Origin of the sequence: Kitasatospora sp. NPDC127116 (assembly GCF_042677365.1) — a bacterium.
Taxonomy (GTDB): domain Bacteria; phylum Actinomycetota; class Actinomycetes; order Streptomycetales; family Streptomycetaceae; genus Kitasatospora; species Kitasatospora lactacystinica.
Genome location: NZ_JBHXTL010000069.1, coordinates 34,466 through 53,439 on the forward strand (window position 1 = coordinate 34,466; position 18,974 = coordinate 53,439).

The window sequence follows — 18,974 nt, forward strand, 5'->3', positions numbered from 1 at the left end:
GTGACCCCGGCGGCACGTGAGATGGGCCACGTACCCGCACCGGGCGCTTCCGCCCGCAGAGACCCGGTCCCCGGAAAGCGCAGGATCGGCACCCCCTTCCGCTTTCCGGCCCGTCCGGCGGATGCTCGAAGGGAGCGGCCGGCTCCGGCCGCAGTCCTCCTGGGGGAAGGCATCCATGACCACCGACCTGCGCCCCGTTCCGCCCGAGAACTGGTCCATCGACGACCGCTGCACCAACTGCGACGTCGCCCGGCAGCTCGCGCCCGGCCTGGTCCGCGAGCACGAGGGCCGCTCCGAGCTGGTCCGCCAGCCGCGCGACGCGGCCGAGCGCCGACAGCTGCTCGCCGCCGCCCACGCCTGCCCGACCCGCTCCATCCGCCCCGGCACCGGGCCGCTGGACCCGGCCGAGGACCCGTTCCCGCTGGCCCTCGCCGACGACCTGCTGCTGCTCGGCCACAACTCCCGCCGCATCGCGGGCGCCAACTCCTACCTCTGCCGCCGCCCGACCGGCTGGGTGATGGTCGACACGCCGCGCTACAGCGAGGCCCTGGCCGCCCGGTACGCCGCGCTCGGCCCGGTCACCGACGTCCTGCTCACCCACCGCGACCACGCCGCGCACGGCCGGGCGTACGCCGACCGCCTCGGGGCCCGGCTCTGGATCCACGAGGGCGACCTGGAGGCCGCGCCCGACGCCGACCGGGTGCTGCGCGGCACCGGGCCGACGGAGGTCTCGCCCGGCCTGGTCGCCCACCCGTTCCCCGGCCACACCCGGGGCAGCGTGCTCTACCTCGCGGACCAGCGGTACTGCTTCAGCGGCGACAGCCTGTACTGGTCCCGCACCACCGGGGACATCGAGGTGGCGGAATCGGTGACCTGGTACTCGATCGAGGAGCTCGCCGCCTCGCTGCGGCGCGGCCTCGGTGTACTGCGCTTCGAGTGGTTGCTGCCCGGCCACGGCGGGCGGCGCCGGATGTCCGCCGAGGAGGCGGACCGCCGGCTGCGGGCGCTGGCGGAGCGGTGCCGGGAGCTGCGGCCCGGGCCGGTGGACTTCGGCGCGGTCCGCTGGTAGCCGGGCGCCGGAGGGCCGGTGCGCCGGTGCCTGCGCCGGGTGCGCGGGGGCGTGCGACCGCCGGGAGCGCCCGCCCGGGTGTGCGAACGGTTCCGCCGGGGCAGCCGCCTTGGGAACGAAGGTGTTCGGCCTCGCGAACCCCGAACTCCGTGCGACGAACTCCCCGCGATCCAAGGATGGTTGAGTCATGCTCACGCAGATACCGGAGCGCCAGGCCCGGCCGCGGCGCTACCTGATGTGCCGGCCGACGCACTTCACCGTGGACTACGCGATCAACCCGTGGATGGACCCGTCCCAGCCCACCGACACCGCGCTCGCCCTGCGCCAGTGGGAGCGGCTCTACTGGACGTACCGCCGGCTCGGCCACACCGTCGAGCTGATCGACCCGGTGCCCGGCCTGCCCGACATGGTGTACGCCGCCAACGGCGCCACCGTGCTGGACGGCCGGGCCCTGGTCGCCACCTTCCGCCACCCGGAGCGGGCCGCCGAGTCGGACGCCTACCTGGCCTGGTTCCGCGAGCACGGCTACCGCGAGGTGCGCCGGGCCGGGCACGTCAACGAGGGCGAGGGCGACCACCTGGTGGTGGGCCGCCGGGTGCTCGCCGGGACGGGCTTCCGCACCTCGCGCGCCGCGCACGCCGAGGCCGGGGAGCTGTTCGGCGTCCCGGTGGTCAGCCTGACCCTGGTCGACCCGCGCTTCTACCACCTGGACACCGCACTGGCGGTGCTCGCCGACGACCACGTCATGTACTACCCGGAGGCGTTCGACGCCGACAGCCGCTCGGTGCTGCGCGCGCTGTACCCGGACGCGGTCCTCGCCGACCGGGCCGACGCCGAGGTGTTCGGGCTCAACGCGGTCTCGGACGGCCGCCGGGTGCTGCTGCCGGAGGCGGCCAAGAACCTGGCCGGCCGCCTGGCCGAGCACGGCTACCAGCCGGTCCCGGTGGACGTCTCGGAGCTGCTGAAGGGCGGTGGCGGGGCGAAGTGCTGCACCCTGGAGCTCAGGCCGCGGTGACACGCCCTACCCGGCGTCCCGTTCCGCCGCCGTGACCAGCAGCACCTCCAGGGTGCGCGGCCCGTGCACCCCCTCCACCCGGTCCAGTTCGATGTCGCTGGTGGCGGACGGCCCCGAGATCCAGGTCTGCGGGCGCACCGGATCGAGCCGCGGCAGGGCGAGCGGCACCGAGGCGACGACCTGCTCCGGCGCCCGCACCACGCAGACGTGGTGGTCGGGGACGAGCGAGAGCAGCCGCCGGCCCTGGCCCGGACCGGCGTCCAGCACGATCGTCCCGGTCTCGGCGACGGCCAGCGCGCAGCCGGTCACCACGCTGTCCGCGGTGTCCAGCCGGGCGGCGGTCGGCGTCCCGTCGTCCGGGAGGAGCGCGACCCCCTCGGCCTCGGCGGCGGCGAGCCGGCCGGCCGGCAGACCGTCCGGCACCACGACCGTCCGGCTGCCCCGCTCGACCAGCAACCGGGCGATCAGCCACGGCAGTTCGTCCTCGCGGCAGCGGTGCACCAGGGCCCGGTAGTCGGCCAGGTTGCGGTGCAGCAGGTCGAGCAGCGCCGCCGGGTCGTCCGTCGGCACGTGCGCCGTCAGGTAGTCGCGGGGCGGCGGCTGTTCGGCCACCCCGGCGGTGTCGCCGAGCGCGGCCCGGATCCGGCCGAGGATCAACTCCCGCGAGCCGGAAGGGCTGTCGGGTCGCGTGCGGTCGGGGGTGGTCATGTGCGGTTCCTCCGCCACCAGTCGCGGAACGGTTCGGCGGGCACCTCCGGCAGGTCCCGGGTGTCGGTCCAGGCCCGCCCGGGCCCGGGCAGCCGGCGCGGGTGCAGCGCGCGGGTGCGCCCGGCCAGCCGCTCGGCGGCGGTGAGCGCCGCCGGGTGGTCCAGCACGAAGCCGGCCGCCGCCATCGCGGCCCGCTCCAGCGGGTGCCCGCCCTGCTCGACCACCCGCTCGCGCAGGTGCACCAGCACCTCGGGGATGTCGATCGCCACCGGGCAGACCTCGTAGCAGGCCCCGCAGAGCGAGGAGGCGTACGGCAGCGAGGCGTCCACCGCGCTCGCGGTGCCGCGCAGTTGGGGTGACAGGACGGCACCGATCGGCCCCGGGTAGACCGAGCCGTAGGCGTGCCCGCCGGCCCGCTCGTACACCGGGCAGACGTTGAGGCAGGCCGAGCAGCGGATGCAGCGCAGCGCCTGGCGGCCGATCCGGTCGGCGAGCGCGGCGGTGCGGCCGTTGTCCAGCAGCACCAGGTGGAACTCGGACGGGCCGTCGCCCTCGGTCGTCCCGGTCCACAGCGAGGTGTACGGGTTCATCCGCTCGGCGGTGGAGGAGCGGGGGAGCAGTTGGAGGAAGACCTCCAGGTCCCGCCAGGTCGGCACGACCTTCTCGATGCCGACCACGGAGATCAGGGTCCGCGGCAGGGTGAGGCACATCCGGCCGTTGCCCTCGGACTCGACCACCACCAGGGTGCCGGTCTCGGCGACCATGAAGTTGGCGCCGGAGACGGCGACTTCGGCGCGCAGGAACTTCTCCCGCAGGTGCAGCCGGGCGGCCTCGGCGAGTTCGGCGGGGGAGTCGGTGAGGCCCTCGGGCGCCGGGCGGCCCCAGGAGGCCATCCGGTCGGCGAAGATCTCCCGGATCTCGGCCCGGTTGCGGTGGATCGCCGGCACCAGGATGTGCGAGGGCCGGTCTTCGCCCAACTGGACGATCAGCTCGGCGAGATCGGTCTCGTAGGCGGTGATCCCCTCGGCCGCCAGCGCTTCGTTGAGCTCGATCTCCTGGGTGGCCATCGACTTGACCTTGACCACCTCCGTCCGTCCGGTGGCCCGGACCAGCCCGGCGACGATCCGGTTGGCCTCCTCGGCGTCGGCGGCCCAGTGCACGGTGCCGCCGGCCGCCGTGACGTTCTCCTCCAGCTGGACCAGGTAGCGGTCGAGGTGGCGCAGCGTGTGGTCCTTGATCGCCTTCCCGGCGGTGCGCAGCTCCGCCCAGTCGGCGAGTTCGGCGACGGCCCGGGCCCGCTTGTCCCGGATGGTGCGGGTGGCGTGCCGGAGGTTGGCGCGCAGCCGCTCGTCCCGTACGGCCCCGGCGGCGGCCTGCGGGAAGGCGGGCATGCCGAGGAAGGTGCCGGCCGGGTTCCCGGTCCGCTCGCTGCGCGCGCTCATGCGGACGGCCTCCAGGGGTGCTCCTCGGTACTGGCCAGGATCTCCGCCAGGTGCAGCGGTCGCAGGGGCGCGCCGGTGCGGCGCAGGGTGCCGCCGAGGTGCAGCAGGCAGGAGTTGTCGGCGCCGCACAGGACCCGGGCGCCGGTGCCGAGCGCGTTGGCGAGCTTGTCCTCGGCCATGGCCGCCGAGACCGCCGCGTTCTTGACCGCGAAGGTGCCGCCGAAACCGCAGCACTCCTCGGCCCCGGGCAGCTCGACCAGTTCCAGGCCCTCGACGGCGCCCAGCAGCCGGCGCGGGCGCTCGCCGAGGCCGAGCAGGCGCAGGCCGTGGCAGGACGGGTGGTAGGTGACGGTGTGCGGGAAGTACGCGCCGACGTCCTCGACGCCGAGCACGTCGGTGAGGAACTCGGTCAGTTCGACCACCCGGGGCACCAGGCCGGTGGCCAGGTCGGCGAGTTCGGTGCCCCGGCCATCGGCGGCGGCCCGGGCGCCGATCCGGGGGTAGTTGTCCCGGACCATCGCCACGCAGGAGCCGGAGGGCGTCACCACGTGGTCGTACCCGGCGAAGGCCTTCGCGGTGCGCCGGACCAGCGGCTCGCAGGCCCTGCGGTAGCCGGTGTTGTACTGCGGCTGACCGCAGCAGGTCTGCCCGGCGGGGAACTCCACCGTCACGCCGAGCCGTTCCAGCAGCCGGACGGTGGCCACCGCGGTGGCGGGGAACAGCGCGTCGTTGACGCAGGTGGCGAACAGCGCGACCCGCATCCGGGCTCCCTTCTGCCGAACTCCCGCCGGACGCACCGGTGTACGGACGTGCGGACACGCGGAGGGCACCGGCAGCCGAACGGCACCGGGCCGCTCGTGATCGTACCGAGCGGACCGGTTCCGCGGGGGGACCTCAAGGCCTCAGGACCTCAGGACCTCAAGGCCTCGGGACTTCAGGGCCTCGGAACCTCAGGCGCCGAGCCAGAGGTCCGGGCCGAACACCTCGTAGTGGATGTCCGCCGCCGGGACGCCCGCGGTCAGCAGCTGCTCGCGGACGGCGCGCAGGAAGGGGAGCGGCCCGCACAGGTAGGCGGTGGTGCCGGCCGGGACCTCGACGGTGGAGAGGTCCACCAGGCCGGTGCGCTCGGCCGGCCACTCGCCGAGCGGCTGCTCGTAGAAGACGTGCGAGGTGGCGTTCGGCAGCGTGGTGGTGAGCCGCGCCAGCTCGGCCCGGAAGGCGTGGCTCAGCTGGTCGCGGTCGCCGTGCACGGAGACGATCCGCCGGGTGGAGCCGGTGGTGGCCAGGTGGTCGAGCATGGCGGTCATCGGGGTGTTGCCGATGCCGGCGGAGGCGAGCAGCACCGGTCCGTCGCCGTCGGCCAGCGCGATGTCGCCCAGCGGGGGCGCCAGGTCGATCGGGTCGCCGGCCTTCAGGTGGTCGTGCAGGTGGCCGGAGACCTCGCCGCCGTCCTCGCGCTTGACGCTGAAGCGCAGTGCGCCGTCGGCGCCGCCGGAGAGGCTGTACTGGCGGATCTGGTGGGCGCCGTCGGCCAGTTCGGTGCGCACGGAGACGTACTGGCCGGGGCGGAAGGCCGGCACCGGACGGCCGTCGGTCGGGCGGACCAGGTAGGTGGTGACGGCCTCGGTCTCCTGGACGCGGGCGACCACGGCGTAGGGGCGCCACAGGTCGGCCGGGTCGCCGCCGGCGGCGACCTCGGCGCGCAGCCGGTCCTCGACGGCGATCAGCGCGTTGGCCATCAGCCAGTAGACCTCGTCCCAGGCGGCGGCGACCTCGGGGGTGACGGCCTCGCCGAGCACCTCCACGATGGCGGCGAACAGGTGCTCGTGGACGATCTTGTACTGGTCGTCGGCGATGCCGACGGAGACGTGCTTGTGGGCGATGCGGGCGAGCATCGCGTCCGGCCGCTGGTCCGGGTTGGCGATCAGGGCGGTGGCGAAGGCGGCTATCGAGCCGGCCAGGGCCTCGCGCTGGCTGCCGTTGGCCTGGTTGCCCCGGTTGAAGAGGTCGCGCAGCAGCTCCGGGTGCGCGGCGAACATCCGGTCGTAGAAGCGCGGGGTGATGTCCCCGATGGCGGCGCCCACGACGGGCAGGGTGGCCTCGATGACCTCGGCGGACTTCGCGGACAGCATCAGACGACTCCTTATTGGTATCTGAGATTCGCATTAAAGGCCGCAAGGGGGTGCGCGGCCCCGGGTGGGCTGATCAGCCGGTGGGTCCGGCGGTGTCAGGGGGTCCGGTGGTGAGGCTGAGCAGGACCGGTCCGGTGGGGGAGGCCACCAGGTCGGCGACGGAGAGGTGGTCGAGCGCCGCGAAGAACGCCTCCTGGGCGTTCCGCAGCGCCCCGCGCAGCCGGCACGCGGCCCGCAGCGGGCACGGCGGGTCGTCCTCGCAGCCGACCACGTCGCCGACCCCCTCCAGCTCCCGCAGCAGCAGTCCGAGCGAGCCGGTGCGCCCGGCGAAGGTGAGCATCAGCCCGCCGCCGCGACCGCGCCGGGCCTCCACCACCCCCAGGTGCTGCAGCCGGCTGACCACCTTCGCCGCGTGGGTGTACGGCACGCCGACCGACTCGGCCACCTCGCGGGTGGTCGGGTTGTCGCCCTCGCCCAGGACGGCCAGTCGCATGGCGATCCGCAGGGCGATGTCGGTGCTCTTGGTCAGCCTCACGTTCGGAACGCTACCGAATACGACTCTCCAACTCCAATTTTCTGCACGACTCCGACCGGGACCGCGGTCACGTTGCCCTCGGGGAGGCGGGCGCGGGGCCTCGCTGTGTCGCGCTGCGATCGGATCTGAACATTTGGCGACATTAGTAGTCACTCCCTGACGGAAAGTCAGAGAGCCTCCTACGCTTCCCCCTGCTCCGAACACCACCACATCCGCACCACCCGTACGTGTCGAGCAGCAGGAGAGATCCATGAGAACACCCCGCACATCCCGTGCACCCCGCATATCCGGCGCACCCCGTACCCGGACGGCCGTGGCCGCGACAGTCGCGACCACGGCCGCACTGCTGTCGCTGCCCGCGACGGCCGAGGCCGTCACACCGCCGCCGGCCGTCGCCGCGCACGTGGCGGTGGCGCCCTACCCGGCGGGCGTCGCGCTGACGCCGGACGGCGGCCACGCCTACGTGACCAGCCAGAGCAGCGGCGCGGTCAGCGTGCTGGACACCGCGACCAACACCGTGTCCGGCACCTTCACCGCCGGGAGCGGCTCCTACGCCGTCGCCGTGTCGCGCGACGGGCACCGGGCCTACCTGACGCACCACCTGGACAACACCGTCAGCGTCGTGGACACCGCGACCAACGCCGTCACCGCGACCGTCCCGGTCGGCGCCCAGCCCTGGGGCCTCGCCCTCGCGCCGGACGGCTCCCGGGCCTACGTGAGCAACGCCGCCGCCAACACGGTGAGCGTGCTGGACACTTCGTCCGGCACCGTGACCGCGACCGTGCCGGTCGGCGCCGAACCGCACGGGCTGGCCGTCTCCGCGGACGGCGCGCGGCTGTACGTCGCCGCCTCCGGGGACAAGGCCGTCACCGTCGTCGACACCGCGAGCGGCACGGTGGGCGGCACCGTTGCGGTCGGCCACGGCGCCTTCGGGCTCGCGCTCAGCCCGGACGGCACCCGGCTGTGGGCCGCCGACGGCGACGACGGCACCGCCGCGGTGATCGACACCGCGGCCGGCACGGTCCTCGGCACCGTAGCGGTCGGCTCCGGCCCCTACGCCGTGACGCTCTCCCCGGACGGCGCGGCGGCCTACGTCTCCAACTACGCCGACAACACCCTGAGCGTGGTGGACACCGCGAGCCGGACGGTCACCACGACCGTCCCGGTGGGCGCCGCTCCGTACAGCCTGGCCCTGACCGCCGACGGGCGGCACGGCTACCTCGCCGACTTCACCGGCAACGCCGTCGACGTGGTGGACTTCCCGCTGCCGGTGCCGGACGTGACCGCGATCAGCCCGAACGGCGGCTCCGGGACGGGCGGCACCACGGTGACCGTCACCGGCACCGACCTGGCCGGCGCCACCGCCGTGACCTTCGGCGCGGCCGGCGCCGCGACCTCGTTCAGCTGCACCCGGACCAGCTGCACCGCGACCGCCCCCGCGACCACCGTCACCGGGCCGGTGGACGTGCGGGTCACCGGGCCCGGCGGCACCAGCGCGGCCGTCGCCGCCGACCGCTTCACCTACACCGCCCCCGCCGCCCACCTGGGCGTCGCGCTCACCGCGACCCCGGTGACCGGCCTGCTGTCCAGCCGGGTCGACTACACCGTCACCCTCACCGGCCAGGGCCCCGACCCGGTCGCCGCGGCCACCGTCACCGCCGACCTGCCCGCCGGACTGACCACGACCTCCGGCGACTGCACCGTCGCCGCCGGGAAGCTCGGCTGCACGCTGACCGCGCCACTGGCCAAGGGCGCGAGCACCACCCGGCACTTCTCGGTCGGGGTCGGCCTGTTCTCGCTGCTCCGCAGCTGGGACGTCACCGTGGCCCGCACCGCCGGGGCGCCCGCCGACCCGTCGCCCGCCACCAGCCGGGCCACCCGCAGCTGCTCCGCGATCCTGGGGCTGCTGATTACCTGCAAGTAGCGCCCGCCCGCCGCGCACGGGCAGCCGCACCGGGCCCCGCCGAGACCCTTCGGCGGGGCCCGGTGCGCGAAAGCCCTGGACGAAGTGTCCGATCCGGACGTACAGTCCGACCATGTCTGCGGAAAACCCCGACCCACGCGTGCCGACCTGGTCCCCGGTCTGCCGCGCCGTGGCCCTGCTGCTCGGCCCGTACGCCGAGGTGGTGCTGCACGACACCGCCACCGACCGGGTCCTCGCCATCTGGAACCCGATGACCCCCCGGGCCCCCGGCGACCCCTCGCTGCTCGGCGAACTGGACGGGATCGACCCCTCCGCCCCCGACGTCTACGGCCCCTACGAGAAGCTGCTGCCCGACGGCCGGCGGCTCTCCTCGGTCAGCGCCGTGCTGCGCGACGAGGCCGGAAAGCCCACGGCGGTGCTCTGCGTCAACCTCGACCGGGGCCCGCTGGAGCAGGCCGCCGCCCTGCTGGCCGGCTTCGCCGCCCCCACCGCGCCGCGCCCCGAACCGCTCTTCGAGCGCGACTGGACCGAGCGGATCAACGACGTGGTCGGCGGGTACGTCCGCGACCGGGGCCGCCCCTTGGAGCGGTTCACCCGCGAGGACCGGCTCGCCGTCCTGACCGAACTGGACCGGGCCGGGGTGTTCGCCGTCCGGCGCGCCGTCCCGGTCGTCGCCACCGCGCTGCGGATCTCCCGTTCCACCGCGTACAGCCTGCTCGCCGAGCTCAAGCAGCACCCGGCGGGCCCCGCCAAGGAGTACCACCAGTGACCCAGCTCCCCGACTTCCGGCTCGAAACCCACTTCTCGCGCTGGGAGTTCACCGCCCGGTACCACCTCACCGCCTCCGACGCGCAGACCATGACGATGGCCGAACTGCTCGCCCTGGCCGGCCCCGAGGACCGCGAGGCCTGGGACACCCTGGCCCTCGGCTACACCGAGACCTTCGGCGACCCCGGACTGCGCCGCGCCGTCGCCGGGATGTACGAGCAGGTCGGCGAGGACGACGTGATCTGCTTCGGCGGCGCCCAGGAGGGGCTCAACCTCGCCATGCAGGTGCTGCTCGAACCGGGCGACCACGCGGTGGTGCTGACCCCCAACTACCAGTCCGCCGAGACCGTTCCGCTCTCGCTGTGCGAGGTCACCGGCGTCGCGCTGGACGCGGAGCGGGACTGGGCGCTGGACCTGGACGCGGTCGAGGCGGCGCTGCGCCCCAACACCAGGGTGCTGTCGGTCAACTTCCCGAACAACCCGACCGGCAAGGTGATCGACACCGCCGACTTCGTCCGGCTGGCCGAGCTCTGCGACGAGCGCGGCATCCGGCTCTTCTCGGACGAGGTCTACCGCGGCCTGGAGCACGACCGGGCCCGCACCCTGCCGCAGGCCGCCGACCTCTCCGAGCGGGCCCTGTCGCTCAACGTCACCTCCAAGTCGCTCGGCCTGCCCGGCCTGCGGATCGGCTGGATCGCCTGCCGGGACCGGGAACTGCGCTCGCGCCTGGAGCGGGCCAAGCACTACACCACGATCTGCAACTCGGCGCCGAGCGAGGTGCTGGCCCGGATCGCGATCACCGCCCGCGAGCACATCCTGGCCCGCAACCGCGCGATCATCGCCGAGAACCTGCCGCGGTTCGACGCCTTCTTCGCCGAGTTCGCCGAGCTCTTCGAGTGGCGCGCGCCGGACGGCGGCTGCGTCGCCTACCCGCGCTACCGGGGCCCGGGCGACGTGGCGGAGTTCTGCACCGCCCTGGTCGAACAGGCGGGCGTGCTGCTGCTGCCCGCCGACGTCTTCCGCTCGGAGCTGACTCCGACCCCGGCCGACCGCTTCCGGATCGGCCTCGGCCGCCGCGACCCGGGCCCCGGCCTGGCGGCCTTCGGCGACTGGCTCCGCAAGCGCTGAGGCGCACCCGGGGCGGACCCGGGGCGCACCCGGGGCCGGACCCGGGGCGGACGCGAAGCGGCCGGGGCGCCGGCCACCGAGGGGAGTCGGCGGCCGGCACCCCGGCCCGTCAGGGGTGCCGCCCGGGAGTGGTCAGAGCTTCTGCCAGGCCGGCTTGGCGGCGTAGGTGTCGCGGAAGTAGTCGGCGAACTTGAGGCGGGAGGCGGCCGCCTCGTCCACCACCACGGTGGCGTGCGGGTGCAGCTGGAGCGCCGAGGCGGGGACGACCGCGGACAGCGGGCCCTCGACGGCGAGCGCGACGGCCTCGGCCTTGGCCTCGCCGGTGGCGAGCAGCACCAGGTGGCGGGCCTCCAGGATGGTGCCGATGCCCTGGGTGATGACGTGGTGCGGGACCTCGTCGATGCTGTCGAAGAAGCGCGCGTTGTCCACCCGGGTCTGCCGGGTGAGGGTCTTGATCCGGGTCCGGGAGGAGAGCGAGGAGCAGGGCTCGTTGAAGCCGATGTGGCCGTCCGTGCCGATGCCGAGCAGCTGGAGGTCGACGCCGCCGGCCTCGGCCAGCGCGCGGTCGTAGGCGACGGCCGCCGCGGCGATGTCGGACGCGTTGCCGTCCGGGCCCAGGAAGGAGTCCTCGGTCAGGCCGAGCGGCTCCACGACCTCGCGCAGCACCACCGACCGGTACGACTCGGGGTGGCCGGCGGGCAGGCCGACGTACTCGTCCAGCTGGCAGATGCGCGCCTCGGCGGCGTCCAGCCGGCCGTCGCGGACCCGCTCGGCCAGGGCCTGGTAGATCGGCAGCGGGGTCGAGCCGGTCGCCACGCCGAGCAGGGCGTCGGGCTTGTCGGTCAGCAGATCGGTGATCGCCGCGGCGATGAGGTCGCCGGCCGCACGGGCGTCAGGGACGATCACGATTTCCATACTGGGTCCACCGTTCTGAGGCGAGTCTGAGGTCTAGACCTCCGAGGTCTAGACCAGTTTGCCGTGAAGGGGTGCCCCAGGTCCACCCGGGTCCGACTGGCGGGCGATCTTCCGCCCCTGCCCGTTCTGCCAGGTCGGAACGGCCGGGGCCGGCCGTCGGGGGATGTCCCGACGGCCGGCCCGGTGTTCGTGTCCTCTACGGCTTCCCGCTCACCGGTCGTCCGGACGGCTGCCCGGTCGTACGGACGGCGTGGGGCGGGCGGCCGCGGCGCCTCTGCGGCCCCGCGGTCAGAACGGGTTGGTACAGGTGGTGACCTGCTGGGCGACGTCCAGCGCGGGGCCGGCGGTCGCGCAGATCATGCGGGGGGCGGTGGTGGCCACCCGCGGGGTGACCGCCTCGGCGGAGCCGAACCGCACGGTGGTCGCGGCGGCGACCGTCTTCCACGGGCTGCCCCAGGCGGCCTGGGTGCGGATCTCGACCCGAACCAGCGTCAACTGGCCCCGGTCGGCGCTGACCCGGGCGACTCCCACGATGCCCTCGCCGTCGGCCTGGTGCGAGACGCAGGGCTGGTTGAGCACCGCGGCGCAGGCCGCGCCGTCGGTGCCGGACGTCGCCGTGGCCGCCATGGCCGGGGCCGCCGTCAGGCCGGCTATCCCTGCCGCTGCCATGACCACAGCTGCGATCCGAGCGCGCATGATGCGAACCTCCTTGGAAATTAAGGGAATCTCACTCCTTGAGATGAGTCTTGCACACATTGTGAACCCGGTGTGTGTGCGTTGCGTCACACTCATGGTGACGGTTCAACTACATCCTGCAACCATTCGCCGCCCGTTCAGCACACGGACAACTCCAGTCCTGACGGACGATCGGTTCATCGGGAAGCTGCGGGTGGCATCGGCAACCCGCCCACGGCCCGGCGGGGTTGGCGGTGCCCCGGTGCCCCGCTCACCCGTCCGGGTGGCGGGTTGCCCCCGGGGCGAATCGGACGGATACCATCGAGCCGATCCCACGGAGGTGCCGCGTGGACACGGTCATCGTGCAACTTCCCGGCCCGGGGCCCGAGGTGGCGCCCGGCGAGACCCCCGGCCTGCTGCGGATGGGCCCGGGCGAGACCGCGGTGTTCGGGCGCGGGGAGCCCGGCCGGCCGGTCCCCATCCCGCTGCCCGACCAGGGCGTCTCCCGCCGGGCGGGAGAGGTGGTCGCGGCCGAGGACTACTGGCGGCTGTCCAACTTCAGCACCTCGGCCACCTACGTGGTGGAGAACCTGGAGGGCGCGGGGGAGCACGTCAAGGTCGCGCCCGGCCGGATCGGCGCGCCCGTCCCGTTCGAACTCTCCCGGGTGCTGCTGCCCGCCCTCGGCGGGCCCGCCGCCTTCAAGGTCTTCGCCCCGCAGCACGCCTACCTCGACGGCCGGCCCGGCGGCGCCGAGGGCGAGCGCACCGTCAGCCCGTTCGCCCTGGACCCGACCGCCAAGTACTTCCTGGTCCTGCTCGCGCTCTGCGAGCCCAGACTGCGCTCGCCCTCCGCCGCGGCCGTCCCCGGGGTGACCGAGGTGCTCGCCCGGCTGCGCGCCCTGCCCGGCTGCCGCGGACTGAGCCGCTCGGCGGTCAACTACCACATCGACTACCTGGTGGCGACCAAGCTGCGGCTGCGCGAGCCGTACGAGGAGGGTCCGGGCGGCGGAAAGCGCGAGGAACTGGTGGCGCTGGCGCTGAGGTTCGACCTCGTCCGGGAGGAGCACCTCGCGCTGCTCCCGCCCCGGCGCCCGGCCGCCCGGCCGTGACGCCCGGCGGCCCGCCGTTCGCGGTCCCGGCGGGCTACCCGATCGCCGGCTACCGCCTCGGCGCCTTCCTCGGCGCGGGCGCCTGGGGCAGCGTGTACGCCGCCGAGGGCCCCGACGGCGGCCCGGCCGCCGTCAAGATCCTCGGCGCGGCCCGGTTCAGCCCCGGCCAGCGCCGGACCGTGGCCCGGATGGCCCGCAGCGAGCAGCGCTTCAGCCGCCGCGCCGACCATCCCCACCTGATCCGCACCTTCGCCGTGGCCACCGTCGAGGACCCGGACCACCCGGAGCTCGACGGCGCCGTCGCCCTGGTGATGGAACGCGCCGCCCGCAGCCTCCAGGACCTGCTGGCCGAGGCCCGCCCCGGTACGGCGGTGCCCGGCGCCGAACGCATCCTGACCGAGGTCTGCGCCGGGCTGACCCACATGCACCGGGCCGGCTGGGTGCACGGGGACCTGAAACCGGCCAATGTCCTGCTGATGCCCGACGGCACCGCCAAGATCGCCGACTTCGGCCTCACCGCCGAGCTGGAGGGCACCCACGCCTACGCCCCTCCGCTCGGCTCGCCCGACCACGTCCCGCCCGAGTGGTGGTCCGAGCGCACCGGTGCCCGCGGCGTCGCCGTGCGCCCCAGCGCCGACGTCTGGGCCTTCGGCGTGATCGCCCACCAGCTGCTCACCGGCGGCCTGCACCCCTTCCTCGGCGCGACCGCCCGGGCCCGCTCGCTGGCCGCCCAGGCGTACGCGCGGGGCGCCGCGCCGCTGCGGCTGGACGAGGCGCTGCCGGCGCGCTGGCGGCCCGTGGTCACCGCCTGCCTCGCCCCCGGGCGGGAGGAGCGGACCCGGACCGGGCCGGCCCTGCTGGTCGCCCGGGCCGCCGCTCCGCCGGGCCGGCGCCGGCGCGCCGCCGTCCGGGCCGGCGCGGGCCTGCTGGCCTGCGGGCTCGCCGTCCTCGCCCTGACCGGCGGACCGGAGCCGGGCGGGCCGGAGCCGGGCGGGCCGGGCGCCGCCCGGCGCGCGGTGCCCCCGCTGCCCGGTGCGATCCCGGCCGGCTCGGACGTCCCGGTGGCCTACCGGGGAATGATCGAGACCGCGGCGCGGCGCTGCCCCGAGCCGGAGGTCACCCCGGTGCTGCTGGCGGCCATGCTGAAGGCCGAGAGCGGCTTCGACCCGGACGCGGCCCGCCCGGAGACCGGCGAGTACGGCATCGCGATGTGGACGCCCTCGGTCTTCGAGGCCTGGGGCAAGGCCGCCGCCCACCCCGGAGCCAAGTCGTACTGGGACCCGGGCGACGCGATCGCCGCGATGGGCAACTACGTCTGCTGGCTCGACCAGCAGATAAAGCACCGCGGCCTCACCCACGGCCTGCCCGCCCTGGTCGCGGCGGCCTACCGCACCAGTGACAAGAGCGTGGTGGCCGCCGGGGGCGTCCCGGAACGGGTTCGACCACATGTCGACAAAGTGCTTCAGTACCTTCGCGACTACGGAGGGTGACGCCGCGAAATGGGATGAGTTATGCCACATCCCTACGAATCCCGGCGCGGGCACCCGGGTGACGGGCCTCCGGTCTGGGATCCTCGGCGGCATGATCACGAAGCTCCGCGCGGCCGTCGCGCAATGGACCGTCGTCGTTCCGGTGGTGTCGTTCCTCGTCCTCGCCCTGACCTGGCACAAGGAACTGCCCGGCTGGGTGGTGGCGGTGGTCGCCTGCTTCCTGGTGGGCGCCGTACTGTCCGCCGTGCACCACGCCGAGGTCATCGCGCACTGGTCGGGGGAGCCGTTCGGGTCACTGGTCCTCGCGGTGGCGGTCACCGTGATCGAGGTCGCGCTGATCGTGACGCTGATGGCCGACGGCGGGGACAAGTCCTCCACGCTGGCCCGGGACACCGTCTTCGCCGCCGTGATGATCACCTGCAACGGCATCCTCGGACTGTCCATCGTGGTCGCCGCCGTCAAGTACCGGACCGCCGTGTTCAACGCCGAGGGCACCGGCGCCGCGGTCGCCTGCATCGCCACCCTCGCGACCCTCAGCCTCGTGCTGCCGACCTTCACCACCAGCTCGCCCGGCCCGCAGTTCTCCACCACCCAGCTCACCTTCGCGGCCACCGCCTCGCTGGTGGTGTACGGGCTGTTCGTGGCCACCCAGACCATCCGGCACCGGGACTACTTCCTGCCCGTCACCCCCGAGGGCCGGGTGCTGGACGAGGAGGAGCACGCCTCCCCGCCGACCGTCCGGGCCGCCGGGGTCAGCCTGCTGCTGCTCGCCGTCGCCCTGGTGGCGGTGGTGGGCCTGGCCAAGGGCGTGTCGCCGACCATCGAGAAGGCGGTGGACGACGCCGGGCTCCCGCACGCGGTCGTCGGCGTGGTGATCGCCCTGATGGTGCTGCTGCCGGAGACCATCGCGGCGCTGCGCGCGGCCGTCCGCAACCGGGTGCAGACCAGCCTCAACCTCGCCCTCGGCTCGGCGCTCGCCAGCATCGGCCTGACCATCCCGGCGGTCGCGATCGCCTCCAGCTGGCTCTCCGGCCCCCTCGTCCTCGGCCTCGACCCGGCGCACATGGTGCTGCTGACCCTGACGATCATGCTGCTCACCCTGACGGTCATCCCGCGCCGGGCGACCCCGCTGCAGGGCGCGGTGCACCTGGCGGTGCTGGCGGGGTACGTGGTGCTGGCGTTGAACCCGTGAGGGCCCGCCGGCCGTAGTCCGGAGTGGAAGCCCCTGGCCCGTTCCCCCGTGCGGACCAGGGGCTTCCGGCGTTCCCGGGGCCGGACCGGGCGGACCGCGTGCGCCCGGTGCGGCCGATGTGGCCGGCGGGGCCGTGGGTGAACCCGGGGAGCGGCGGCGGCCGTGGTACCGGGTGAGGGCCCCTGGTCCGCCCCCGTGGCCGGGGACCCTCGTCGAATCCGGTGCGACCGCCGGTGGACCCCCTGGCCAGGGGGTGCGCACCGTGGAACGACAAGGAGCCCCTGGTCCCGCAGCTGCTCGCGGGCCGGGGGCTCAGTGGCGCCGCGGCCCGGCCGCGGCGCCCCGCAGGTACTCGATCACCCGCTTGTCATGGTGCCGGGTGTCGCCGAGCGGCCCGAGTGGCCCGAGCGGCCCGAGCCGTCGACTCCGCTCCCCGGTCCGGTGGGTGAACCCGGACGGCCGTGGTGGCCGGTATTGACCGGTTCGCGGCGGCGGCCTGCGTGTCGGGGCGGCGGGCGGGTGCCGGGGTTCTCTATCGTCCGTCCGGAACCGCCCAGTCCGAGGAATCCGTCGCGAGTACAGCCGATCCGACCCGTGGGAGAGTGCGATGCCCGGCCCAGAGCAGACCGTCCGACCCGAGCGGACCGTCCGGCCCGAGGAGACCGACAGGGACGAGGAGGCCGTCCGGGCCGCGGAGAGCGCCGACGTCATCGTGGTCGGCGCCGGACCGGCGGGCTCCACCGCCGCCGCCCACCTCGCCCGGACCGGGCTGGACGTCCTGCTGCTGGAGAAGTCCGCCTTCCCGCGCGAGAAGGTCTGCGGCGACGGCCTCACCCCGCGCGCCGTCAAGCAGCTGACCGACCTCGGCATCGACGTCTCCGAGGGCGCCGGCTGGCTGCACAACCGGGGCCTGCGGCTGATCTCCGGGCGCCGCTCGCTGGAGTTCGACTGGCCCGAGCTCTCCGCCTACCCCGGGTACGGACTGGTCCGGCGCCGTGCCGACTTCGACGAACTGCTCGCCCGCAAGGCCGCCTCGGCCGGTGCCCGGCTGGTCGAACGCGTCACTGTGACGGGCCCGCTGCTGGACGAGCGGACCGGCCGGATCACCGGCGTCACCGCCAGGTCGGGGGAGGAGCGCCGGCCGGTCGCCTACCGGGCCCCGGTCGTGGTCGCCGCCGACGGCAACTCCACCCGGCTGTCGGTGGCGATGAAGCGCTACCGCCGTACCGACCGCGCGATGGGCGTCGCGTACCGGACGTACTTCACCACCCCGCGCCACGACGACCGCTACCTGGAGGCCTGGCTCGACCTGCGCGACCCCGACGACCCGGCCCGGGGCCTGCTGCCCGGCTACGCCTGGGTGTTCGGCATGGGCGACGGCACCGCCAACGTCGGCCTCGGGGTCCTCGACACCACCGGGACCGAGGTGGACTGGCGGGAACTGCTGCGCCGCTGGTGCGACGGCCTGCCCCCGGAGTACGGCTACACGCCCGACGGGGTCACCGAGCCGATCCGCGGCGCCGCCCTGCCGATGGGCCTCAACCGCCGGCCCCACTACGCCGACGGCCTGCTGCTGGTCGGCGACGCGGGCGGCACGGTCAGCCCGGGGACCGGCGAGGGCATCGCCTACGCGATGGAGTCCGGCCGGTTCGCCGCCGAGACCATCGTCCAGGCCCTCGCCCGCCGCACCGACCGCGGCCGCGAACTCGCCCTGCGCGCCTACCCGCAGGCGCTGCGCTCCGCGTACGCCGGCTACTTCGCGCTCGGTCGCCTGGCCGCGGACCTGCTGGGCCGCCCGAAGCTGCTCGGCGCGGCCGGGGCCGCCGGGCTGGGCCACCCGGCGCTGCTGAAGGTGGCGTTCCGGCTGATGGTCAACCTGACCGAGCCGAACTCCAAGGACGCTCTCGACCGGCTGCTCCACCTGCTCGGTCGGGTCGCCCCGGGGAGGTGACCCGGGCGGGTGACCCGGTGGCGCCGGACCGCCCATCCTCCTGGACGGGCGGCCCCGCTGTCCCGGGTTCGGTGGAATCCGCGCAGTCGAACGAGCAGTCGTACGGATCATATTGACGAATGATCAGAAGATCCGATTGCCTGGTGTCGAACCAGCCACGGAGGGTGAGCACAACGCCCCTCCGTGGCTCCCTTTTCGACCGCTGACCCGTTCGACGGAGACACCGTGCGCCTTCGCCTTCGCCTGCTCGTCGCGCCGCTCGCCGCGGCCGCCGCCCTCACCGCCGTGAGCACCCCCGCCGCCCTCGCGGCCCCGGCGGCCACCCCCTCCGACCAGTGCTCCGCCGCCTTCCACCACGACGACGCCCGCCTCGGCCCCGCCGACCTCCCGACCACCGGTCCGGTCGGCCGCCAGCTCGCCGGCTACCAGCGCACCGGCGGCGCGAGCGACCAGACCTTCCTGGCCCAGTACTACGACCCGGCCGGCAACGGCGGCAAGGGCGGCTGGATCTACCCGCCGGCCGACGGCTACGTCACCCTGCCCGACGGCAGCCCGATCGAGTTCGACCTCACGCTGTACCCGAACCAGAACATCGACCGCTACGGCAGCGAGTACGGCGCCTACCTCGCCCCCGAGGGCCTGCCCTACGCCAACCGCGCGCTCCCGCCGCAGAGCCTGGACAGCAACCCGCCGGCCGCCTGCAACTACCACGACTACAAGGTGGTCAAGGCCTTCACGGTGCACGCCGGCCCGATCGCGCCGTGGTTCAACCAGCCCGGCTGGGGCCTCCAGTACCAGCTCGACGGCGCCCTGCTGCCCGGCGGCCCGGCCAGGCCGAACGTGCTCTGGCTGGTCGAGAACGGCTACCTGGCCCGGATCTGACCCGCTCCGGGCCCGCGGCCGCTCCGACCCGGACGGAGC

At 74.5% G+C, this 18,974-nt stretch carries 17 protein-coding genes; 10 read left to right on the forward strand and 7 right to left on the reverse strand.

The window, feature by feature from the left end; all coding sequences use genetic code 11:
• The first annotated feature begins 175 nt into the window (after window positions 1-175).
• Together ACFVHV_RS25760 and ddaH are read left to right on the forward strand one after the other, a co-directional pair.
• Complete coding sequence (locus ACFVHV_RS25760; RefSeq protein ID WP_359899370.1) at window positions 176-1,069, forward strand: 4Fe-4S domain-containing protein; 894 nt, start codon at window positions 176-178, stop codon at window positions 1,067-1,069.
• A 187-nt stretch (window positions 1,070-1,256) separates the two neighbouring features.
• A complete protein-coding gene (gene ddaH, locus ACFVHV_RS25765) occupies window positions 1,257-2,084 on the forward strand; it encodes a dimethylargininase (protein ID WP_380353794.1) in 828 nt (275 codons plus the stop codon).
• A 6-nt stretch (window positions 2,085-2,090) separates the two neighbouring features.
• Here ddaH and ACFVHV_RS25770 read toward each other — a convergent pair whose 3' ends face one another.
• From ACFVHV_RS25770 to ACFVHV_RS25790, 5 genes are all read right to left on the reverse strand, one after another.
• A complete protein-coding gene (locus ACFVHV_RS25770) occupies window positions 2,091-2,792 on the reverse strand; it encodes a lactate utilization protein C (RefSeq protein WP_380353797.1) in 702 nt (233 codons plus the stop codon).
• On the reverse strand, window positions 2,789-4,234 hold the full coding sequence (locus ACFVHV_RS25775) for a LutB/LldF family L-lactate oxidation iron-sulfur protein (RefSeq protein WP_380353800.1): 1,446 nt from the start codon (window positions 4,232-4,234) through the stop codon (window positions 2,789-2,791). Before ACFVHV_RS25775 ends, ACFVHV_RS25770 begins: the two co-directional genes overlap by 4 nt.
• The gene (locus tag ACFVHV_RS25780; protein WP_380353803.1) at window positions 4,231-4,995 is read right to left on the reverse strand and encodes a (Fe-S)-binding protein; all 765 of its coding nucleotides are present in this window, start codon (window positions 4,993-4,995) and stop codon (window positions 4,231-4,233) included. The genes ACFVHV_RS25775 and ACFVHV_RS25780 overlap by 4 nt, the downstream gene beginning before the upstream one ends.
• Before the next feature lie 189 nt (window positions 4,996-5,184).
• Entirely contained in the window at window positions 5,185-6,366 is a 1,182-nt protein-coding gene (locus ACFVHV_RS25785; protein WP_359899360.1) for a globin domain-containing protein, read from the reverse strand.
• A gap of 73 nt (window positions 6,367-6,439) precedes the next feature.
• On the reverse strand, window positions 6,440-6,901 hold the full coding sequence (locus ACFVHV_RS25790) for an Rrf2 family transcriptional regulator (protein ID WP_359899358.1): 462 nt from the start codon (window positions 6,899-6,901) through the stop codon (window positions 6,440-6,442).
• Window positions 6,902-7,214: 313 nt separating this feature from the next.
• On the opposite strand from ACFVHV_RS25790, the gene ACFVHV_RS25795 reads away from it, so the two are divergent.
• From ACFVHV_RS25795 to ACFVHV_RS25805, 3 genes are all read left to right on the forward strand, one after another.
• A complete protein-coding gene (locus ACFVHV_RS25795) occupies window positions 7,215-8,825 on the forward strand; it encodes a beta-propeller fold lactonase family protein (RefSeq protein ID WP_380353807.1) in 1,611 nt (536 codons plus the stop codon).
• Between the two features lie 112 nt (window positions 8,826-8,937).
• Complete coding sequence (locus tag ACFVHV_RS25800) at window positions 8,938-9,594, forward strand: transcriptional regulator (protein WP_380353810.1); 657 nt, start codon at window positions 8,938-8,940, stop codon at window positions 9,592-9,594.
• Window positions 9,591-10,721, forward strand: coding sequence for an aminotransferase class I/II-fold pyridoxal phosphate-dependent enzyme (locus ACFVHV_RS25805; protein ID WP_380353812.1), 1,131 nt, complete (start codon window positions 9,591-9,593; stop codon window positions 10,719-10,721). The genes ACFVHV_RS25800 and ACFVHV_RS25805 overlap by 4 nt, the downstream gene beginning before the upstream one ends.
• A 132-nt stretch (window positions 10,722-10,853) precedes the next feature.
• Here the strand turns inward: ACFVHV_RS25805 and nagB are convergent, their stop codons facing one another.
• Together nagB and ACFVHV_RS25815 are read right to left on the reverse strand one after the other, a co-directional pair.
• Entirely contained in the window at window positions 10,854-11,636 is a 783-nt protein-coding gene (gene nagB, locus ACFVHV_RS25810) for a glucosamine-6-phosphate deaminase (protein ID WP_380353813.1), read from the reverse strand.
• Window positions 11,637-11,924: 288 nt separating this feature from the next.
• Window positions 11,925-12,332 carry a hypothetical protein gene (locus tag ACFVHV_RS25815; RefSeq protein WP_359899348.1) on the reverse strand — a complete coding sequence of 136 codons (408 nt, stop codon included), beginning with the start codon at window positions 12,330-12,332 and terminating at the stop codon, window positions 11,925-11,927.
• A 326-nt stretch (window positions 12,333-12,658) separates the two neighbouring features.
• Here ACFVHV_RS25815 and ACFVHV_RS25820 point away from each other — a divergent pair, with 326 nt between their 5' ends.
• The 5 genes from ACFVHV_RS25820 to ACFVHV_RS25840 all read left to right on the forward strand — a co-directional run bounded on the left by ACFVHV_RS25820 (window position 12,659) and on the right by ACFVHV_RS25840 (window position 18,935).
• Window positions 12,659-13,420, forward strand: coding sequence for a serine/threonine protein kinase (locus ACFVHV_RS25820; protein WP_359899347.1), 762 nt, complete (start codon window positions 12,659-12,661; stop codon window positions 13,418-13,420).
• A complete protein-coding gene (locus ACFVHV_RS25825) occupies window positions 13,417-14,910 on the forward strand; it encodes a protein kinase (protein ID WP_380353815.1) in 1,494 nt (497 codons plus the stop codon). Before ACFVHV_RS25820 ends, ACFVHV_RS25825 begins: the two co-directional genes overlap by 4 nt.
• Window positions 14,911-15,001: 91 nt before the next feature.
• On the forward strand, window positions 15,002-16,102 hold the full coding sequence (locus tag ACFVHV_RS25830; protein ID WP_359899343.1) for an ionic transporter y4hA: 1,101 nt from the start codon (window positions 15,002-15,004) through the stop codon (window positions 16,100-16,102).
• Window positions 16,103-16,709: 607 nt separating this feature from the next.
• Complete coding sequence (locus ACFVHV_RS25835) at window positions 16,710-18,053, forward strand: geranylgeranyl reductase family protein (protein WP_359899342.1); 1,344 nt, start codon at window positions 16,710-16,712, stop codon at window positions 18,051-18,053.
• Between the two features lie 225 nt (window positions 18,054-18,278).
• The gene (locus ACFVHV_RS25840; RefSeq protein WP_359899340.1) at window positions 18,279-18,935 is read left to right on the forward strand and encodes a TNT domain-containing protein; all 657 of its coding nucleotides are present in this window, start codon (window positions 18,279-18,281) and stop codon (window positions 18,933-18,935) included.
• Window positions 18,936-18,974 lie beyond the last annotated feature (39 nt).

Coding starts and splice junctions, on each gene's coding strand:
- ACFVHV_RS25760 (WP_359899370.1), top strand. CDS start 176: ATGACCACCGACCTGCGCCCCGTTCCGCCCGAGAACTGGTCCATCGAC.
- ddaH (WP_380353794.1), top strand. CDS start 1,257: ATGCTCACGCAGATACCGGAGCGCCAGGCCCGGCCGCGGCGCTACCTG.
- ACFVHV_RS25770 (WP_380353797.1), bottom strand. CDS start 2,792: ATGACCACCCCCGACCGCACGCGACCCGACAGCCCTTCCGGCTCGCGG.
- ACFVHV_RS25775 (WP_380353800.1), bottom strand. CDS start 4,234: ATGAGCGCGCGCAGCGAGCGGACCGGGAACCCGGCCGGCACCTTCCTC.
- ACFVHV_RS25780 (WP_380353803.1), bottom strand. CDS start 4,995: ATGCGGGTCGCGCTGTTCGCCACCTGCGTCAACGACGCGCTGTTCCCC.
- ACFVHV_RS25785 (WP_359899360.1), bottom strand. CDS start 6,366: ATGCTGTCCGCGAAGTCCGCCGAGGTCATCGAGGCCACCCTGCCCGTC.
- ACFVHV_RS25800 (WP_380353810.1), top strand. CDS start 8,938: ATGTCTGCGGAAAACCCCGACCCACGCGTGCCGACCTGGTCCCCGGTC.
- nagB (WP_380353813.1), bottom strand. CDS start 11,636: ATGGAAATCGTGATCGTCCCTGACGCCCGTGCGGCCGGCGACCTCATC.
- ACFVHV_RS25815 (WP_359899348.1), bottom strand. CDS start 12,332: ATGCGCGCTCGGATCGCAGCTGTGGTCATGGCAGCGGCAGGGATAGCC.
- ACFVHV_RS25830 (WP_359899343.1), top strand. CDS start 15,002: ATGATCACGAAGCTCCGCGCGGCCGTCGCGCAATGGACCGTCGTCGTT.
- ACFVHV_RS25835 (WP_359899342.1), top strand. CDS start 16,710: ATGCCCGGCCCAGAGCAGACCGTCCGACCCGAGCGGACCGTCCGGCCC.